General features: G+C 57.9%; 20 protein-coding genes and 1 tRNA gene. 5 read left to right on the forward strand and 16 right to left on the reverse strand.

Going from position 1 to position 15910, the window contains the following annotated elements; genetic code table 11:
• Positions 1 to 143 precede the first annotated feature (143 nt).
• From DFS21_RS21465 to DFS21_RS21500, 8 genes are all read right to left on the reverse strand, one after another.
• Positions 144 to 1103 carry a glutathione S-transferase family protein gene (locus DFS21_RS21465; protein ID WP_110698412.1) on the reverse strand — a complete coding sequence of 320 codons (960 nt, stop codon included), beginning with the start codon at positions 1101 to 1103 and terminating at the stop codon, positions 144 to 146.
• Between the two features lie 97 nt (positions 1104 to 1200).
• Positions 1201 to 2217 carry a glycosyl transferase family protein gene (locus DFS21_RS21470; protein ID WP_110698409.1) on the reverse strand — a complete coding sequence of 339 codons (1017 nt, stop codon included), beginning with the start codon at positions 2215 to 2217 and terminating at the stop codon, positions 1201 to 1203.
• Entirely contained in the window at positions 2214 to 2549 is a 336-nt protein-coding gene (locus DFS21_RS21475; protein WP_110698407.1) for a TusE/DsrC/DsvC family sulfur relay protein, read from the reverse strand. Before DFS21_RS21475 ends, DFS21_RS21470 begins: the two co-directional genes overlap by 4 nt.
• Positions 2546 to 2842, reverse strand: coding sequence for a sulfurtransferase complex subunit TusB (gene tusB / locus DFS21_RS21480; protein ID WP_110698405.1), 297 nt, complete (start codon positions 2840 to 2842; stop codon positions 2546 to 2548). Before tusB ends, DFS21_RS21475 begins: the two co-directional genes overlap by 4 nt.
• Complete coding sequence (gene tusC, locus DFS21_RS21485) at positions 2842 to 3201, reverse strand: sulfurtransferase complex subunit TusC (RefSeq protein ID WP_111533052.1); 360 nt, start codon at positions 3199 to 3201, stop codon at positions 2842 to 2844. The genes tusB and tusC overlap by 1 nt, the downstream gene beginning before the upstream one ends.
• Position 3202: 1 nt before the next feature.
• Positions 3203 to 3595: a sulfurtransferase complex subunit TusD gene (gene tusD / locus DFS21_RS21490; protein WP_023632843.1), complete on the reverse strand. Its 393-nt coding sequence runs from the start codon at positions 3593 to 3595 to the stop codon at positions 3203 to 3205.
• Between the two features lie 85 nt (positions 3596 to 3680).
• Positions 3681 to 5060, reverse strand: coding sequence for a nucleobase:cation symporter-2 family protein (locus tag DFS21_RS21495; RefSeq protein WP_046856163.1), 1380 nt, complete (start codon positions 5058 to 5060; stop codon positions 3681 to 3683).
• A 212-nt stretch (positions 5061 to 5272) separates the two neighbouring features.
• Entirely contained in the window at positions 5273 to 5944 is a 672-nt protein-coding gene (locus DFS21_RS21500) for a Bax inhibitor-1/YccA family protein (RefSeq protein WP_028692373.1), read from the reverse strand.
• 146 nt (positions 5945 to 6090) lie between these two features.
• Here DFS21_RS21500 and DFS21_RS21505 point away from each other — a divergent pair.
• Positions 6091 to 6178: transfer RNA gene (locus tag DFS21_RS21505), tRNA-Ser, on the forward strand.
• 110 nt (positions 6179 to 6288) lie between these two features.
• Here DFS21_RS21505 and DFS21_RS21510 read toward each other — a convergent pair.
• Both DFS21_RS21510 and DFS21_RS21515 read right to left on the reverse strand, forming a co-directional pair.
• Entirely contained in the window at positions 6289 to 7350 is a 1062-nt protein-coding gene (locus DFS21_RS21510) for a tyrosine-type recombinase/integrase (RefSeq protein WP_111533053.1), read from the reverse strand.
• Position 7351: 1 nt separating this feature from the next.
• Complete coding sequence (locus DFS21_RS21515; RefSeq protein ID WP_111533054.1) at positions 7352 to 7594, reverse strand: DUF4224 domain-containing protein; 243 nt, start codon at positions 7592 to 7594, stop codon at positions 7352 to 7354.
• Positions 7595 to 8330: 736 nt separating this feature from the next.
• Between DFS21_RS21515 and DFS21_RS21530 the strand changes: the two genes are divergently transcribed.
• From DFS21_RS21530 to DFS21_RS26560, 4 genes are all read left to right on the forward strand, one after another.
• Positions 8331 to 8573 (forward strand): hypothetical protein, encoded by a 243-nt coding sequence (locus DFS21_RS21530; protein WP_111533056.1) that lies wholly within the window; start codon positions 8331 to 8333, stop codon positions 8571 to 8573.
• A 105-nt stretch (positions 8574 to 8678) separates the two neighbouring features.
• A complete protein-coding gene (locus DFS21_RS26550) occupies positions 8679 to 9071 on the forward strand; it encodes a hypothetical protein (RefSeq protein WP_146603164.1) in 393 nt (130 codons plus the stop codon).
• A 3-nt stretch (positions 9072 to 9074) separates the two neighbouring features.
• On the forward strand, positions 9075 to 9476 hold the full coding sequence (locus DFS21_RS26555) for a hypothetical protein (RefSeq protein ID WP_146603165.1): 402 nt from the start codon (positions 9075 to 9077) through the stop codon (positions 9474 to 9476).
• 414 nt (positions 9477 to 9890) lie between these two features.
• Complete coding sequence (locus DFS21_RS26560) at positions 9891 to 10484, forward strand: hypothetical protein (RefSeq protein ID WP_146603166.1); 594 nt, start codon at positions 9891 to 9893, stop codon at positions 10482 to 10484.
• Positions 10485 to 10935: 451 nt separating this feature from the next.
• Here DFS21_RS26560 and DFS21_RS21535 read toward each other — a convergent pair whose 3' ends face one another.
• The 6 genes from DFS21_RS21535 to DFS21_RS27120 all read right to left on the reverse strand — a co-directional run bounded on the left by DFS21_RS21535 (position 10936) and on the right by DFS21_RS27120 (position 15429).
• Positions 10936 to 12051: a DUF3800 domain-containing protein gene (locus tag DFS21_RS21535; RefSeq protein ID WP_111533057.1), complete on the reverse strand. Its 1116-nt coding sequence runs from the start codon at positions 12049 to 12051 to the stop codon at positions 10936 to 10938.
• Positions 12052 to 12415: 364 nt separating this feature from the next.
• Positions 12416 to 12682: a hypothetical protein gene (locus tag DFS21_RS21540; RefSeq protein WP_371926908.1), complete on the reverse strand. Its 267-nt coding sequence runs from the start codon at positions 12680 to 12682 to the stop codon at positions 12416 to 12418.
• A 22-nt stretch (positions 12683 to 12704) separates the two neighbouring features.
• Positions 12705 to 13088, reverse strand: a complete 384-nt coding sequence (locus DFS21_RS21545) for a helix-turn-helix transcriptional regulator (RefSeq protein WP_111533058.1) — start codon at positions 13086 to 13088, stop codon at positions 12705 to 12707.
• Positions 13089 to 13091: 3 nt separating this feature from the next.
• On the reverse strand, positions 13092 to 13943 hold the full coding sequence (locus DFS21_RS21550) for a ParB N-terminal domain-containing protein (protein ID WP_111533059.1): 852 nt from the start codon (positions 13941 to 13943) through the stop codon (positions 13092 to 13094).
• Between the two features lie 158 nt (positions 13944 to 14101).
• Positions 14102 to 14419 (reverse strand): hypothetical protein, encoded by a 318-nt coding sequence (locus DFS21_RS21555; protein ID WP_111533060.1) that lies wholly within the window; start codon positions 14417 to 14419, stop codon positions 14102 to 14104.
• Positions 14420 to 14730: 311 nt separating this feature from the next.
• Positions 14731 to 15429, reverse strand: coding sequence for a helix-turn-helix transcriptional regulator (locus DFS21_RS27120; RefSeq protein WP_104445283.1), 699 nt, complete (start codon positions 15427 to 15429; stop codon positions 14731 to 14733).
• Positions 15430 to 15910: the final 481 nt, after the last annotated feature.

Here is a 15910-nt window from a genome sequence, read left to right on the forward strand (position 1 = left end):
CCCACACGTGCTCTAGGGCACCGCCGGCTTGCAGTCTGCCATCCACCGCTCTCACCCCTTCAGTCTAAGAGCCTTTCAAGACACAAGCCGGCTTGTCGTGGCGACGAACCGCGGCGATGGGCTGCAAAGCAGCCCCAGCTTTATCAAGCCTTCCAGATCCCTTTGCCCATTAACCGCTCCCGATCATGCGGCAAGCCGAAATCCTGCAGCGGCCCCTTGGGCACAATCCCGTTCGGGTTGATGGTCTTGTGGCTCATGTAATAGTGCTTCTGGATATGCTCCATGTTCACCGTGTCCGCCACGCCCGGCCATTGATACAGCTCACGCAGCCAGTTGGACAGGTTCGGGTAGTCGCTCAAGCGGCGCAGGTTGCACTTGAAGTGCCCGTGGTACACCGCATCGAAACGCACCAGCGTGGTGAACAGACGCACATCGGCTTCGGTCAGGTACTCACCGGCCAGGTAACGCTGGCGGCCCAGTAGCGCCTCCAGGTGGTCCAGCTCGTTGAAGACATCGTCGAAGGCGGCCTCGTAAGCTTCCTGCGAGGTGGCGAAGCCTGCGCGGTACACGCCGTTGTTCACGGCCGGGTAGATACGTTCGTTGAGCGCATCGATGGTCGCGCGTAGCGGCTCAGGGTACAGGTCCAGGGTGTTGCCAGTCAGTTCGTTGAACGCGCTGTTGAAGATGCGGATGATCTCGGCCGACTCATTGTTGACGATGCGCTTCTCCTGCTTGTCCCACAGCACCGGCACGGTCACGCGCCCGGTGTAATGCGGGTCGTCCTGGGTGTAGCGCTGGTGCAGGTACTGCAATGCGTCCAGATGATCGCCGCTGGAGCCCTGCTGCTGGTCGAAGGTCCAGCCGTGCTCGCCCATCAGCCAACTGACCACAGAGACACCGATCAGCGGTTCCAGGCCCTTGATGGCGCGGAAAATCAGGGTGCGATGCGCCCAGGGGCAGGCCAGCGACACGTACAGATGATAGCGGCCGGCCTCGGCGGCGGGCAGTTGATTGCGGCGCTGGGCGTTCTCGCGCTTGAATGCGCCATCCTGGCTGGTCTGGTACCACTGGTCATGCCAATGGCCATCGATCAAAAGGCCCATTGCAAAGCTCCTCGGAACAAAGTCGTTTGTCGTTGGAGCTCAGTCTAGTGAAAAGCGTTCGAATAAATAGCGCAAAGACTGCGCCCAATCTATCGCCTTATTCGATGCTTCTACGATTGGCCCAGTAGTCGCGAGCGCATTTGAATGCCTGCTCGCGGCCTTGGCCCAGCCCGCGCAGGGCGAGGGCCATGGTGGCGACCACGGCAAGCTCGCCATAGCTGTCCTGTGCCTCGCCGCGCCATACCGCCAGCAAGTGCTCGGGCTGTAGGCAGGCTGGCTTCACATGGCGCTGAGGGCTGAGGGCCGGCCACTCCTCGTCCCAGGCCTCGCCGGACGAAGTGCCATACAGGTGGCTGATGACATCCGGGTTGACCTCGATCTCGCCACCGTCGCCTTTGATCACCACGGCGTGGTCGCCGAGCAGGCGGCTGGCCTCGCGGTGCACCGCCTGGTAGCCAGGGTGGAAGATGCTCTGCAGGCCGCAGCGGGCGCGGAGAGGGTTGAGTACCCGGGCGAGGGAGTGGATGGGCGAGCGCAGGCCCAGGGTGTTGCGCAGGTCGATCATGCGTTGAAGCTGCGGCGCCCAGTCCTGCAGCGGGAAGAAGGCCAGCCGATGGCTGGACAGGGCTTGCTCCACGGCCGTCCAGTTGCGACACAGCGGAATGCCCAGCAGGTCGAGCAGTTGCTCGCTGTACAGCCTGCCCGCCGTATGGGCACCGCCGCCATGCATCAAGATACGCACGCCGTTGCCCGCCAAGCACTTGGCCGCCAGCAGGTACCACGGCAGGTGGCGCTTCTTGCCGGCGTAGCTGGGCCAGTCGAGGTCGACGGCGATGCGGGGGGCATGTAGGTGGCTGCGCAGGGCCTCGGTGAAGCCGGCCAGCTCCTCGGCGCTTTCTTCCTTGTGCCGCAGCAGCATCAGGAAGGCGCCCAGCTGGGTGTCCTCGACCTTGCCCTCGAGCAGCAGGGTCATCGCGGCGCGGGCTTCCTCGCGGGTCAGGCCGCGGGCGCCACGCTTGCCCTTGCCGAGGATGCGCACGAACTCGGCGAAAGGGTGTTCGGCCGGGGTTTGCAGGGTTAGTGGGCGTGCTTCGTTCAGCAGGGACTCGGTCATATGCAATTGGTCGGCTTGGGCAGGCCCGCCAGTTTGGCGGCGAGTTTGGCGGGGGTGCCGTTGAACAGGCGATTGAGGTGCGGGCTGTTGCCTTTCTCGGCGCCGAGCTTGAGCGCGGTGTACTTGATCAGCGGGCGCGTGGCCGGCGACAGCTGGTACTCCTGGTAGAACTGACGCAGCAGCTCGAGGATTTCCCAGTGGTCCGCACTCAGGGTGATGCTCTCGCGGGCGGCGAGGGCTTCGGCAACTTCGCGGGACCAGTCCTGCAGCTCGACCAGAAAGCCGTCCTTGTCCAGGGCGATGCTGCGCTCGCCGACAGTCAGGGTACTCATAGCCAGCTGTTGACCTTGTCGTGGTGCAGGGTGAGCTCGACGAACGCAGGGTAGTCCACTGCCTTGGCCAATTGGCTGTCGAGGGCGCGGGCCTGCAGGTCTTCGGCGAGGGCGAACAGGCGCTCGCCGAGATTGGCAGCCTGCAGGGCAGCGAAGGGCTCGGTGCCGGCCTTGAGCGCATAGATGGCGTCACCGCACAGCAGCAGCGCGTCCTGCGGGCCAAGTAGACGCAGGCAACTGGCCAGGCGCTCGTCCCCGAAAGGCGAATGGGCGATTACATGCAGGGTCGTCATCAGAGCGTCACCACCTGGTCGAAACGGACAATCAGTGCGGTCAGAGCAGCGTCGTCGAGCACTTCCACCGGCAGTGACAGGGCGTCGTTGTCCAGCCCTCGGCGGGCGAGGCTGTGGCCACAGGCGAACAATTCCTCCACACCGAACATCGGCAGGGCCTGGAGGTTGGCGGCCAGGTTCTTCTGTTGCACGGCGTCTGGCTGCTGTGCGGCGGCGAGCTGGAACACGCCGTCATCGAGGAACAGCATGCCCAGCGGCAAATCGAAGGCGCCACCGGCCAAGGCGATATCCAGGGCTTCGCGAGCGGACGGGCCGCTCCACGGCGCCTGGCGGCTGATGATCAGCAAGGACTTGGCCATTTCAATCACCTCCGAAGCAGACCAGGCGGTCGGCCAGTTGCGCGGCTTCGTGCAGCTGGCCCAGGCCGGACAGCTCCCACGGCATCGGCAGGTTCACCGCCGGGCGCTGGTAACGGTTGGCCTCGGTGTCGTCGAGCACACCCCGGCGCAGGGCGGCGGCAATGCACACCACGGCGTCGAGCCGGTGATCGCTGACGAAAGCGCGCCACTGCGCGGCCACGTCCAGCTCATCCTGGGGCGCGACGATATTGGCCGAGGCACTGTGCACCCCGTCCTGGTAGAAGAACAGCCGGGCAATTTCATGCCCGCCGGCCAGCACCGCCTCGGCAAAGCGCAAGGCGCGGCGGGAGGAGGGCGCATGGGCCGGGGAAAAGACCGCAATGGCGAATTTCATGTAAGGCTCGAGCAAATGAATGCGGCCATGATAAAGCAAAAAGCCCGTGCGGGTGGGCACGGGCTTCTGCTCTGGCTGGCCGGGCTCAGGCCTGGTCTTTGCTTTCCGGCAGGAACCAGTTGAGCACCAGGGCACAGATGCCGCCGGTGGCAACCCCCGACTCCAGCACGTTGCGCAGCGCCGACGGCATATGCGCGAGGAATTCCGGCACCTGGGCCACGCCCAGGCCCAGCGACAGCGACACGGCGATGATCAGCAGGGCGCGGCGGTCGAGGCGGGTGCTGGCGAGGATATTGATACCCGAGGCCGCGACGGCGCCGAACATCACCATGGCCGCCCCACCGAGCACTGGCTCCGGCACCGCCTGGATCACTCCGGCGACGCTGGGGAACAGGCCCAGCAGGATCAGCATGGCGGCGATCCAGATACCGATATGGCGGCTGGCAATGCCGGTCAGCTGAATCACGCCGTTGTTCTGGGCGAAAATCGAGCTGGGGAAGGTGTTGAACAGCCCGGCCAATAGCGAGTTGGCGCCGTTGACCAGCACCCCACCCTTGATCCGCTGCATCCACACCGGGCCTTCGACCGGCTGGCGTGAAACCTTGCTGGTCGCAGTCACGTCACCGATGGCCTCCAGCGAGGTGACCAGGTAGATCACCAGCATCGGGATGAACAGCGACCACGAGAAGCCCAAGCCAAAGTGCAACGGCGTCGGCACCTGGAACAGCGCGGCCTGATGCATGCCAGTGAAGTCCAGGCGGCCCAGGTAGCCGGCCAGGGCGTAGCCCACAGCCAGGGCGATGACGATGGCGCAGCTGCGCATCCATACCACCGGGACACGGTTGAGGATGACGATGATCGCCAGCACCACGCCCGACAGCAGCAGGTTCTCGCCATCGGCGAAGGTGCCGTTGGCCATGGCGCCGAAGCCGCCGCCCATGCTGATCAGGCCGACCTTGATCAAGGTCAGGCCGATCATCAGCACGACGATGCCGGTCACCAGCGGGGTGATCAGGCGCTTGACGAAGGGCAGGATGCGCGACACGCCCATTTCCACGAACGAACCGGCGATGACCACGCCGAAGATCGCCGCCATCACGCCTTCAACTGGCGTGCCCTGCTTGACCATCAGCGCGCCGCCGGCGATCAGCGGGCCGACGAAGTTGAAGCTGGTGCCCTGCACAATCAACAGCCCGGCACCAAACGGGCCAAAGCGCTTGCACTGGACAAAGGTGGCGATGCCCGAGATCACCAGCGACATCGACACGATCAGGTTGGTGTCACGCGCCGACACGCCCAGCGCCTGGCAGATCAGCAAGCCCGGCGTGACGATCGGCACGATGATCGCCAGCAAGTGCTGCAGTGCCGCCAGCAGGCCGATCAGCAGGCGAGGCTTGTCCTCGAGGCCAAGGACCAGTTCATTGGCAGGCGCCGCCGCGCCTGGGCCGTGTTCGTGTGAACTCATGGGAAAATGCCGCCCCGGAAGAAAAAAGGAGCGCATTCTACGGGCAGAACGGCCATTGCGGTAGAGGCAAGCACGATGGGTGCACAATCGCGGAGGAAGGTGCTAATAAGCTGACTTTTAAGTCAATGTTTGTGAGGTTCCCGGCGCTGTTCAACGGGCATGAAAAAGCCCGCCGAAGCGGGCTTTTCCTGAAGCGCTGGCAACCGATTCGATCAGTCGTCGCGGCCCATGATGCCGAACAGCTGCAGCAGGCTGACGAACAGGTTGTAGATCGACACGTACAGGCTGATGGTAGCCATGATGTAGTTGCGCTCGCCGCCATGGATGATGGCGCTGGTCTGGAACAGGATGCAGACCGACGAGAACAGCACGAAGCCAGCGCTGATCGCCAGTTGCAGGCCGCTGATCTGGAAGAAGAAGCTGGCCACCACGGCACCCAGCAGGACGAAGAAGCCGGCGGTGATGAAGCCGCTGAGGAAGCTCATGTCCTTGCGGGTGATCAGCACGTAGGCCGACAGGCCGCCGAACACCAGGGCGGTCATGGCGAAGGCCGAGCTGACCACTTCAGCGCCACCGGCCATGCCCAGGTAGCGGTTGAGGATCGGGCCGAGGATGAAGCCCATGAAGCCGGTGAGGGCGAAGGTAGAAACCAGGCCCCAGGCCGAGTCACGCAGCTTGTTGGTGAGGAAGAACAAACCGTAGAAGCCGATCAGCACCACGAAGATGTTCGGGTAGCCGACACGCATCTGCTGGGCGACGAAGGCCATGATGCCGCTGAAGGCGAGGGTGAGGGCCAGCAGGCTGTACGTGTTGCGCAGGACCTTGCTGACCTCCTGCTGCTCGACCTGCTGGCCGTGTTGGACGGCGTAATCCTGTTCGCGCATGGCGCACTCCTTTGGGGTGAGACCGCGGTCCGGGACCTGCGGTAGTGGAACGTATGGTGCAGAGCATATCAGAGCTGTCGCAAGCCGCGACACAGAGAGTTTGACAGCTTGTTACATTAAGGTATTATTGCCGCCGCAAAACAGCTGGAAGCGTGGCCGAGTGGTTTAAGGCAACGGTCTTGAAAACCGTCGATGGGCAACTATCCTAGAGTTCGAATCTCTACGCTTCCGCCACATTCAAGGCCCTGATTTTTCAGGGCTTTTTGCGTTTTTGGGCATAGTAAAACCACCCATGGGAACACCCTTGGGAATTGTTTGTTGTGGAAGCGCTTCCGAAACTTTCCCTATTTGGTGGGTTTCGCCAGGGCTCCAACTCGGCGATACACCCGCTCTGTGATATCGCCCTTGGTATGGCCGAGCAGCAGACTGGCGTGGTCAACGTCGGTGATTTCCGAGGCTGCTTTCGGGCGAATGTCGCGGAACTGGAATTGGCTGATACGGCCGGCCAGCACCTGGTCGCCAGCGGCAACGGCTTCCTTCACAGCTTCTTCCCGAGCATCGTCCCATCGATGGCGCAACATCGGTGCCGTGACACGTTTGCCGTTATCAGTGAGCAGTAGATATGGTGAGCAATGCGGAGCATTGCGCTCCAGGATCTTTCTTATCAGCGCGCCCAAGCTGCTCTCCACTCCGTCCACCTCAAGCATGATTCGCAGCTTCTTTTGGGTCTTCTTCTGCTTTACGCCGAGGGCTTTTTCCTCGATGTCGTCCCTCCTCATCACCAGTACGTCCGCCGGACGCTGGCCCGTCAAATACGCCAAGTCCATGGCATCCTTCAGTTCGCCCACCGCTTTTGCGTAAACCGCGTTCCAGATCGCGTCGTTAGCGTAGAAGTCCCGTGGCACCTCCTTGTTCTTGCGCACGCCCTGGCACGGATTCTCGTTGGTTGTTAGCCCCCATTCCCGGGCTATGTTGAAGATGTGCGATAGGGTGGCGATCTCGCGATTCGCCCTTACTGGGGCGGTCCTGGCATCGCGATACTTCGCCACATGCGCAGGGGTGATGCCGTCGATTGGGGCCTTCTCGAAGTAGTTTCGCAACTGGCGTATCTCGGCCAGGTTGTCCTTCTGTGTGCGCGGCGCCTTCTTCGGGATGATGTCGCGCTCGTAGCGGTCGAAGATGGCACCCATGGTGACCAGGTCTTTGGGTTTCTCCTTCGCCTCTAGCTCTGCCCACTTCAGCCGGGCCAGGCTCAGGTCGGTGCCCAACGTTACCTCTTTGCCCGACTTGGTCCGGTAGTAGTAGCTAATCCATTCCTTGTCGGGATTTTTCTTGCTCTTACTGGTCCGCTTTCGTCGGTACACACCCGGGGGCAAGTCCCTGTTTTCGGTCTTCCTAGGACGCATTTCACCTCACCTTCGAAATGTCAGGTGTCCACGCAGGGACTACAGGTGGTGGTGACGCCGTTGGCATCACTCCAAGGGTCACGCCCAGCTTCATGCGGACGTAATGGCGGCCAACCAGTGGGCGCCCGCTTCGGGTTTCAACGAATACCCAACCACGTTCCTCTAGCCAGCGGCGCTGATATCCCCTGGCCTTATAGCCAGTCAGTTCGGCTAGCTCTTCGTCCGAAAGAATCTCGGTTTGCATGTGATGGTCTCCACGCCGCTGGTCGCGGCAGGTGTGATTAAATGGGGCCTCAATCAGGAGGATCGATATGGGCAAGACAGCCAGTAAACCGTTCTACTTCGCAGGTGCACCGCTCGTTGCGATTGGTGCCGCCTTTGCCGCTGTAGGTGCGTCGGGGCAGGAAGCCTTCGGCTACACAGCCGTTGGGCTACTGGTGCCTGGCTTGTTGTTGCTCGGTGCGGGCTATAGGTCGAGTCGCCAGCGGGCTTAGTGGGGATCAGCCTTTTCCTACAGGCCCTGCCCAGCGAGTTCGTCATGATTCGTTTGGTCGCTCAGTTAGTCGTCTTGGGTGCAAGACCGACGTAAACCTGGCTGGGCGGCTCTACCTAAGTCGTGCGCTTGCCGGGTGGCCAGGATGCGTATTCTCCCGGTGGCAGCTCGTCGGTCACGTCATGGCTGGCCCACTAAAGAAACCTGCCGATCGGCATGCGCGGATAGTGCCGCCCAGGTGCCACCGATGGTCCGTCGTACTGGACCTCATCCACGCCGACATAGATTACGGTTCGATCATTGACGAGACCGCAGCTGCGCACGCACGCGGGCTTCTTGCCGCGATAAGTGCGGCCACGCTGCAGTTTGGGTCTTTCAGGCATGACGACTCCTTGGTTGGCCGCTGTGTCGCGGCAGTGGATAGAGGGGAGAGTGGTTACAGCAGCGGTGTTTCGGGGTACTTTTCCGTTTTTCTGGAGAGCGCAGCGTGATAGTTCATGGAATCGAATACAGCTTCTGCAGAGCCTCAAGTGTCACCCCAGGCCACGATGGGCTGGGCCTTGAGTGCGCTCGCGGCGATCAGATCATTTTCGAGATTTTCCGAAACGATGAGACGCTCAAGTTTGAGGTGACGCTGTTTGAACGGGACGTCCCTTTGGAGCTGCTCGAATATGCCGTGCCTGCCGCTCGCGAGCTGTTAGGTGACTTCATCCCCTACATCCCAGAGTGATCGGTATTGCTGGGTCGGTTTTCTATGGGCATGGGGGTGCTGTGTTGATTGTGAATTGGGTATTATGCGGACCTCAAAGCAAATACTTGTAAAGGAGGGAAGGTAGTGAAGGGAAATCATGTGGGGCGGGATTCGATCCAAAGCTATATTAATAGCTTTAGGAAGTATCTTTCTGTCTATATAAAACCTAGTTTAGGCGTGAAGTGTGAGGTTCGGACTGCTCGTGATGGTGGTGCTGTAATTGTTTTCGAGTTTGGGAATCATGAAGGCAATCAAGACACCTACAAAATGCAATCTTCAAGCGTAAATAAGGCCCTGTCTCGGGTGCGTCAGAATTCATTTGGGGGGAATCTTGACGGGTTCAGCTTCAAAGGTACCAATATAATCATGGAGGAAAGCGGAATAGTTATAATTAAGGACGGTAACCCCAAGGAGTGGACAGAGGAGGCAGCCAAGGCTGACGTTGAAAAAATTGTTCCTCGTCAGTTCAGGGGCTGAAAAATGAAGCTAGGGCAAGCAGAAGGTACTGCTGAAGAAATTAAAGGTTTCCTAGAAAACCACGGTATGGATCCGAAAGATTTTTTCGAAAAACCAGCGAAGCCGATGAGCAATGCTTGGTATGTTCTTCCTGGGCTTGTGGTTTTCTTTACAATGGCAACACTTGCATTTTGCACATGGATCTCTCCGGCTGGAAAGAACTTCCTTTTCCTTATCGGGGTAATGGGGTTTCTTTGGGGGGGAGTACTTACTCATAGTCAACACAAAAGCTTATGGTTGGCTGGTGGCGTTGTGATAGTTGGAGTGCTGGTAATGCTTACTTCAATGGGGGCAATGGCTCCAGCCCAGATGCTTGATTGGGCAGGCAAAGCTGTAGAAGCAAGCACCAAAAAAGAGGGTAAGTAGCCGAGTGGTTGGCACTTGAAAGTGAGACTGAGGGCTACGCTGCAAGCCTGAGGTAGTGGAAGGCGCTGGCGGGCAGCGTAGTATGCAGCTCACTGAAGCGAGCAGTAAGGCGATCAGGCAAGGCAAAAACAGGCGAGAAACGGTCGGAGTCGCGCTCGACTTTGTTGGTTTCAAGTAAACATTCGGGCCTGTTCTTTACGTAGCATGATCGTCCCGCAGGCACTTTCCGCACAAAGTTTAAGTATATGCCTACAATTCGTTAAAGGCACTGTGGTGGCCCAAGCCTCCAGTGACCTAATTAGAGGGTGGTAGTTTGATCTGCGTAGGATTTGAGCGAGAGTGTCTTTCCTGAGTGGGTTTAGATCCTAGGGCGCGGGCAAGCCACAGAGTTTTTTGAGCTATTAGGGGGTTGCGGTGACTGATGTAAGTGCTGAGGTTTATGTAAGGCGTAAGGAAAGAGAGCGGGCAGTTAAACTTGCTAGCTTTGTTGCAGCTGTAAGTGGGGTGATTGTTTCGATTATAGTGGTTTTTGCCGGTGTGGGAGGTTGGTCTGATACTAAAAACAGATCGCTTGAAGAAGTTGGCGCCTCTCTCAGTAGGCAGTATGCCTCAACTAGTGAGTTGGAAAGCTTAAAGAAGCAAGTTCATGAGCTTGGGCGGTCTGTTGAGTCTGTCTATAAGGCTGGTCAAGATGAGAAGCAACAAGTCGATATGACTTCAGTTGAGCTAAAGATCTCTGCGCTCTCAGCCCGTCTGGATCTCTTGGAAAACGCTATATCAAAAGATCCAGTGAAGGCATTGTCTCTTCCTTTGCTTAGAAGGGACTATGAAAATCTGTCCAAGATCCTAATCCAAGATAGGGTAAGCCATAAGGAGGAATTGAATAGAGTGTGGCAGTTTATTTTTATGGTTCTCGGCGGTCTTGGCTCTGTCGGTTTCGCTATATCGGTTTGGTGGTTGAAATCTACAGGTAAGAAAGAAGAAAAAGCGCAAAGAGAATCGGTGTAGCTGGTAATGTTTACTCTTGATGCAGGCTTTCAAATTGCAGGCGGCTAGACTCTCAGCGCTTTTACGTCTGCGAGCACAAAAAGCTTCCGTATGAAGACGGGCGTATTGGCGTGTGCATGAGGTGCACCATCCGTCTAGGCCAGCGACCAGGTCGAGCTTCGTGATTCAAGTCGTGCTGTACGGTTTGGGTTACATTTCGATTTTACAATATGTAGGCCGACCTCATCATGGGTGCTTAGACACATAGCATTATGCGTGGAAGAGGGTGAGGCAATCCGGGCGCACCCAGTAGGGGCGGGTTCTATGCTCACAGCCGGGCGACGTTATCGTTCAGTAGGCGAAGGCGCTGGCGGACAGCGCCAGAGGCGTCATCCGACAGCTCCTCAAATGTAATAGGATTGATCCTAGCCCCAGAAGGATAAAATTTTCGGCTATGAGTACGTTCTCGCTGCTAAGTTTTTGGCTGGGAGAACCGGACGCAATCACTAAATCCGTCAAGTTCCTGGGATTTTGTATTTACCCCGAAAGCCTGGAGGAACTTCTTCGCAAAAACATCCTTCGGCCCCTCAGCGCCTTCGCCCTTGTTTAGGTGTCGAGAAATAGAGCTAACAAAGAGGTCTGCAATCTGCATGAGCGGTGATCGCTCAGAGTTCTCGGCTGCGACAACGTCTACATAAAGACGATCGTTGAAAACAGACTTGGCGGCATTTTTCAGTTGCAGCTCTATTTCCATGATTGACAGCTTGTCCTTGGATTCTTCCTCGGAGTCTTTGCGGAACTGTAAATTTCTTGGGAGTACGGCTCGGCCTGAGTGATCTTCCTCTTTAATGCCCTGGATGACCATGTGATAGAAAAGCTTATCGAGCGTGGCATCAAGGTTTGTCAGTCCGCTCCTAAGAACCCCAATGCCCTTGAATGAGAGGGAGGAAGAGTTTTCAATTATGGAGTTCAGGAGCTCGCAGTAAGCATCTAGGTTGCCCTTATTAATGTCCTTGAAGTGCATTTCCCCTTTGAAGCCAATAGACTGCTTTCTCTGGTTTATTGCATTCGTGATCTTAATCGTCTCGTAACTGCGCAGTACCCATACGCTACCTACCATTAGGTATTTGCTAGTTTTGCCGCTTTCATCAGCATAAACGCAATAGATTGGGAAGGTGGGCCGCTCCTCAAGGGCTCGCTGCTTTTCCTCCTCCTCTAATTTGCCTCTGCGTTTTCGGATTTCAGGGGATGCAACGAACATCTTAAGATCGTTTTGTACTCGTGCCCGCGCCCGAGTGATGTTATTAAGGCGTTCCAGCTTTGGATAGTGCTCTTGTAATATATTGCCGCCGCTGTAGAGATCACCTTGGAAGGTTCTCCAATAATGCAGTTGGCACGCGATATCAGAGTCGCGGGCATTAGTGTAGTGATTCAGAATCCAAGCTACTCTATCCAGCAAGCGTTTTGGACTGTTGCCGGAGATTGCCGAGAGTACCCGCTGTTTTTCAGCCTCGAAGTCTTTTGATGCGCTGGGCTCTGCTTGATCTAATTCTTCAGTCTCGTCGGGAATAGCTGCGATTTCGTTCATTAGGAGTCCTTCCTGCAGCGTCACGTTGGCTATTGGCCAGCATTGACCAAGCGCTGCACGCCGTCAACTGCCTCTCTGAATTTCAGTCTCCTTTTATCCTCATTAACGGCCTGTTCAGTAGCCAGGGCTTGGGTAAGTCATGCGGTGGACAAGCTTGCGAATCTCCTAGATCCACTTCTGGCGTTGCTCAATTCGGAAATGCAAGAGCCCGGAGCGTTTCCTTCGGTTAGAGGCCTCGGTGCTAATGCCTCGGGACATAGCCATTGGTGTTCAGCTCTGCTCCTGCCCACCGTCGAGGAAGAAGCTTTCGATTGCCGCTTTGAGCTGCGCGAGCGCAACGGTGCGCTGATCGTGGGCTGTAGTACTATTCATTGAAGCCCTTCAATAGCTTGCGGCGCCGGCCTCCATCGCTTCTACAAACCGCATGGCGGCCCGACTGTAAGCGGCCTTGCACCACTTCCGTTGCGATCTCGATCACATTCCAAGCGGCGGAATGACTGAAGTCCTGATAGCGGAGGCTGCCTTTTCCCACCTTGGTGCGGGCTTCGTTGCGTACAATCCGGCTGCGCTCAAGCAGCGCCGCGGGCACGAGTATTTTCGCCTCGAACGCGGGATGGAGTATTGTCTGCATGCAGTAGTCCTCGAGGAGTGACTCAGGTGTGGCACTCGAAGACTTCTGTCTTGCGAATGATTCGAATCTGGGCAGTACGCCGCTCGGGCGCTCTCCGGTCGCGGCGCAGTGGATCGCCGTCATCGATGACCGCATGCATAGCGATCAGGCCGGCGAGGGCGATGCACAGCGGGCTGATGATCTGCCGGCGCATGGCTTCGGCCACGGCAGCTGCTCGACGCGCTACGCCGAGCTTGAACATGGCGTTCTCGATACGGTTGGCAACTGTGCCGGGGGTGATCTGCATCTGTTGGGCGATCTGCTTGGCGGTCATGCCTTGGGCGACGCCGAGCAGCGCCTCTAGCTCCCGTGGAGCCAGCCCTTTGCCAAGGTGGCCTGTCCATGTGCCGCAGGTGATCGTTTCCATGAGTTATCTCGGTAGAGCGCCTTCCAGGGCTTTGCGCAGCTCAAGAACCAGCGCGGTTGGCAGAGTGAGATGTCCGCTGTCTTCGTCGATGGAATCCAGCGTTGCAATCAAATTGCGTGAGGCGGTGTGCACGGCCATCAGCCTTGGCTTCGGGATCGTCGGACCTTTCATCGTGCCCGCCGTGACCTTCTTCTTTCCTTTGGCCTGAGCTTTTTCCAGCTCGGCGCCTAGCACCTTGCCGGCACCGTCTCCGTGCTCGCGGACAACCTGGGCAGCTGTAGTCGCTGATACATGCCCAGCTGCAACGAGGTTCTGCACGTCGGTGTTTGCATTGCCTACAGTGAGCACCTGCTCGACATGCTGTCGGGTCTTGCCGACTTTCTTGGCGATCTGCTCGGGCGTCCACCCGAAGGCTCGCAATCGCTTGTAGCCCTCGGCCAGCTCAAGAGGGGAAAGCTTTTCGTTTTCCTGGCTTGTGATGATCCGTGCGACTCGATCTGCATCGCTGCCTTCGAAGGCAGTGACCGCAATCCAAGCCTCTGGAGGCTGATTAGGATCTTTGCTTGGTGTGCGGGGCAGCCGCCCTGCGTTGTCGAGCTTGAGGAGTGAGCGCCGGCGCCGGTGGCCATCGACTACCCATACGCCACCTTCTGCGCGAGGTCGCACCTCAAGCGGTGGGATCTGGCCGCCCCCGGCGATGAACTCTGCAAGGGCTTCGATACTTGCTTCGAGCGCATCGCCCTCAGTGCGCAAGTTAAAACCGGGTTCCTCATGGAGGTCTTCCAGTTTCACCTTCATGGCGTCTGCGCGGCGCACATCGCCATCCTTGATCATTTGCTTGAATGACTTTGTCATTGCAATTCACTTCCGTTGGGGCTGCATTGGAGAGCCAGTCCCGCCTGTCTCCCTGAACATGTTGATGTAGGGTCGGGAAGGGCTCTCCGATGCAGCCTGGTGCTGGGGAAGACCAGGTGATCGGGCAGTTAACGTCAGGCTGACATAGTGCTAGCGATCTAAATGATTGCTGTCAGAGTCTTGCTGCCATCAGGATTGATCGTTGTCATTTGCATGACTGCGGCAACGCCTCCAAGGGAAGTAGTGCCATTGCGGATGGTGTTCGCAGATCTGCGAAAGCGTTCATCAAACTTCTCGTCACCATCTGGCAAGTGGGTGGTCACGGTAAGCTCGGTCGCATCTTCACCATTCGGCCCGCCGTCTCCGTGACCAATCGCAAAGCTAGCGATCATGGCGATGCCGTTATCCCTGGCGATCTGAATCACCTGCTGCATCAGCGGGCTGACCTGGCTGTCATAGATCTGTTCTTTGTTCATCGACACTGCTCCGGTTGATTTCCCGTCTGGCCCTCAAACTCGAAGGCCAGCCAGTGAAATCCTGTGTCCAGCCGCGGCACTCGCCCGCTGGAAAACTGCATTGGCGCTTTACGCTGCACGCCCAGGGCAGTTGCCACCCCTCTGAACAGTTGAGGCCTGTTCATCGCTGCCTTCGTTGCTGGCCGGTGTCGATCCGGCGATGAGGTAAAGTTACCTTTGGGTAACATATTTGGTCAATACCTGTAGGTAATCTTTTTTCGGGCGGGCGAAAAAAAGCCCGCGATGGCGGGCTTCGATTGGGGTGGGGTGGGCTATAGAAGCACTGAGTACCAGAACACTCGACCAATCACTAGGATCTGCTTGGAGACAAGCTCTTCCGCCGAATACTCCTCATCCGGGTGTTCGTCGCGGTTATAGCTACGTAGGCGTACCCCGCCACCAGGCAGACGGTATAGCGTTTTCACGCGCAATTGGCCGCCGTGATTTATGGCGTACATCTTGCCGTCTACGACTGCGGTTCTGCCTTGATCTACTCCTACGGTGCTTCCATCTGGAAGGACTGGCTCCATGCTGTTCCCGCTTACGGTCACACATACGGCATCGCTCGGCTGAACGCCTTGCCGGCGGAGGGTTAGCTTGCCGAAGCGAAGCTTACGACCGCTAGCCTGTTCCACTGCGGTGCGGCCCCTGCCTGCGGAAAGCTCTACTTCCTTGAGAAACGGCACATAGACCTCGTCGTCAGCCAGCGGCGTGTTGTCGTCCCAGACGTCAAAGGAGCCGACTACCTCGGCATTCGCCTGAATTTCTGTCACGCCTTTAGCAGATAGCCCAGGTTGATCCATCGCATAGCGAGGGAGGCCGAGGGTTTCCTCGATCTCGCGGGCAAGGTCTTCCCCGATCTTCTTTGCGCCTGCGCTATCAGGGCGTGCGAGGCACCGGGAAATGTAGTTCGCACTTTTCCCTAGGGCGTCAGCGATACGGGCCTGCTTGCCTTCGAAGCGCGAGTTCATGAGGAGCCGCAAATTGTCGCGGCGGGTATCTGAGATTTCCATTGAGCAATGATCTGAAAACGTTACCAAAAGGTAAATTCCCTGTAGGTATTGTTTAATCATTACCTGTCGGTAATAATTTGGCGGACCATGATGGAGGCCCGGACATGCGGACCAGAAATAACGGGCTGCTGGAGTGGCTCAAAACGGCGACTGATGACCAGATCGCCCAAACAGGAACGTCTCGGGCATACCTGAGGCTGGTTGCTTATGGACATAAGTCCGCTTCAGCAGAGATGGCTGCTAAGACCGAGCTAGCTAGTGCTGGAGCGGTGACTAGGCGACAGCTCCGCCCCAGTGACTGGCATGTGATTTGGCCTGAGCTGGTGGCCTGACAAGGGAATTTTGCGTTGTCGGGTCATGAGTCACTAGATGACCAACACACCTGCTGATTCATCCAGTACCCGAATCGCAGGCATAAAAAAAACCGGGTGGCAGCCCG

It is taken from the genome of Pseudomonas sp. 2848, assembly GCF_003253945.1.
Lineage (GTDB): Bacteria > Pseudomonadota > Gammaproteobacteria > Pseudomonadales > Pseudomonadaceae > Aquipseudomonas.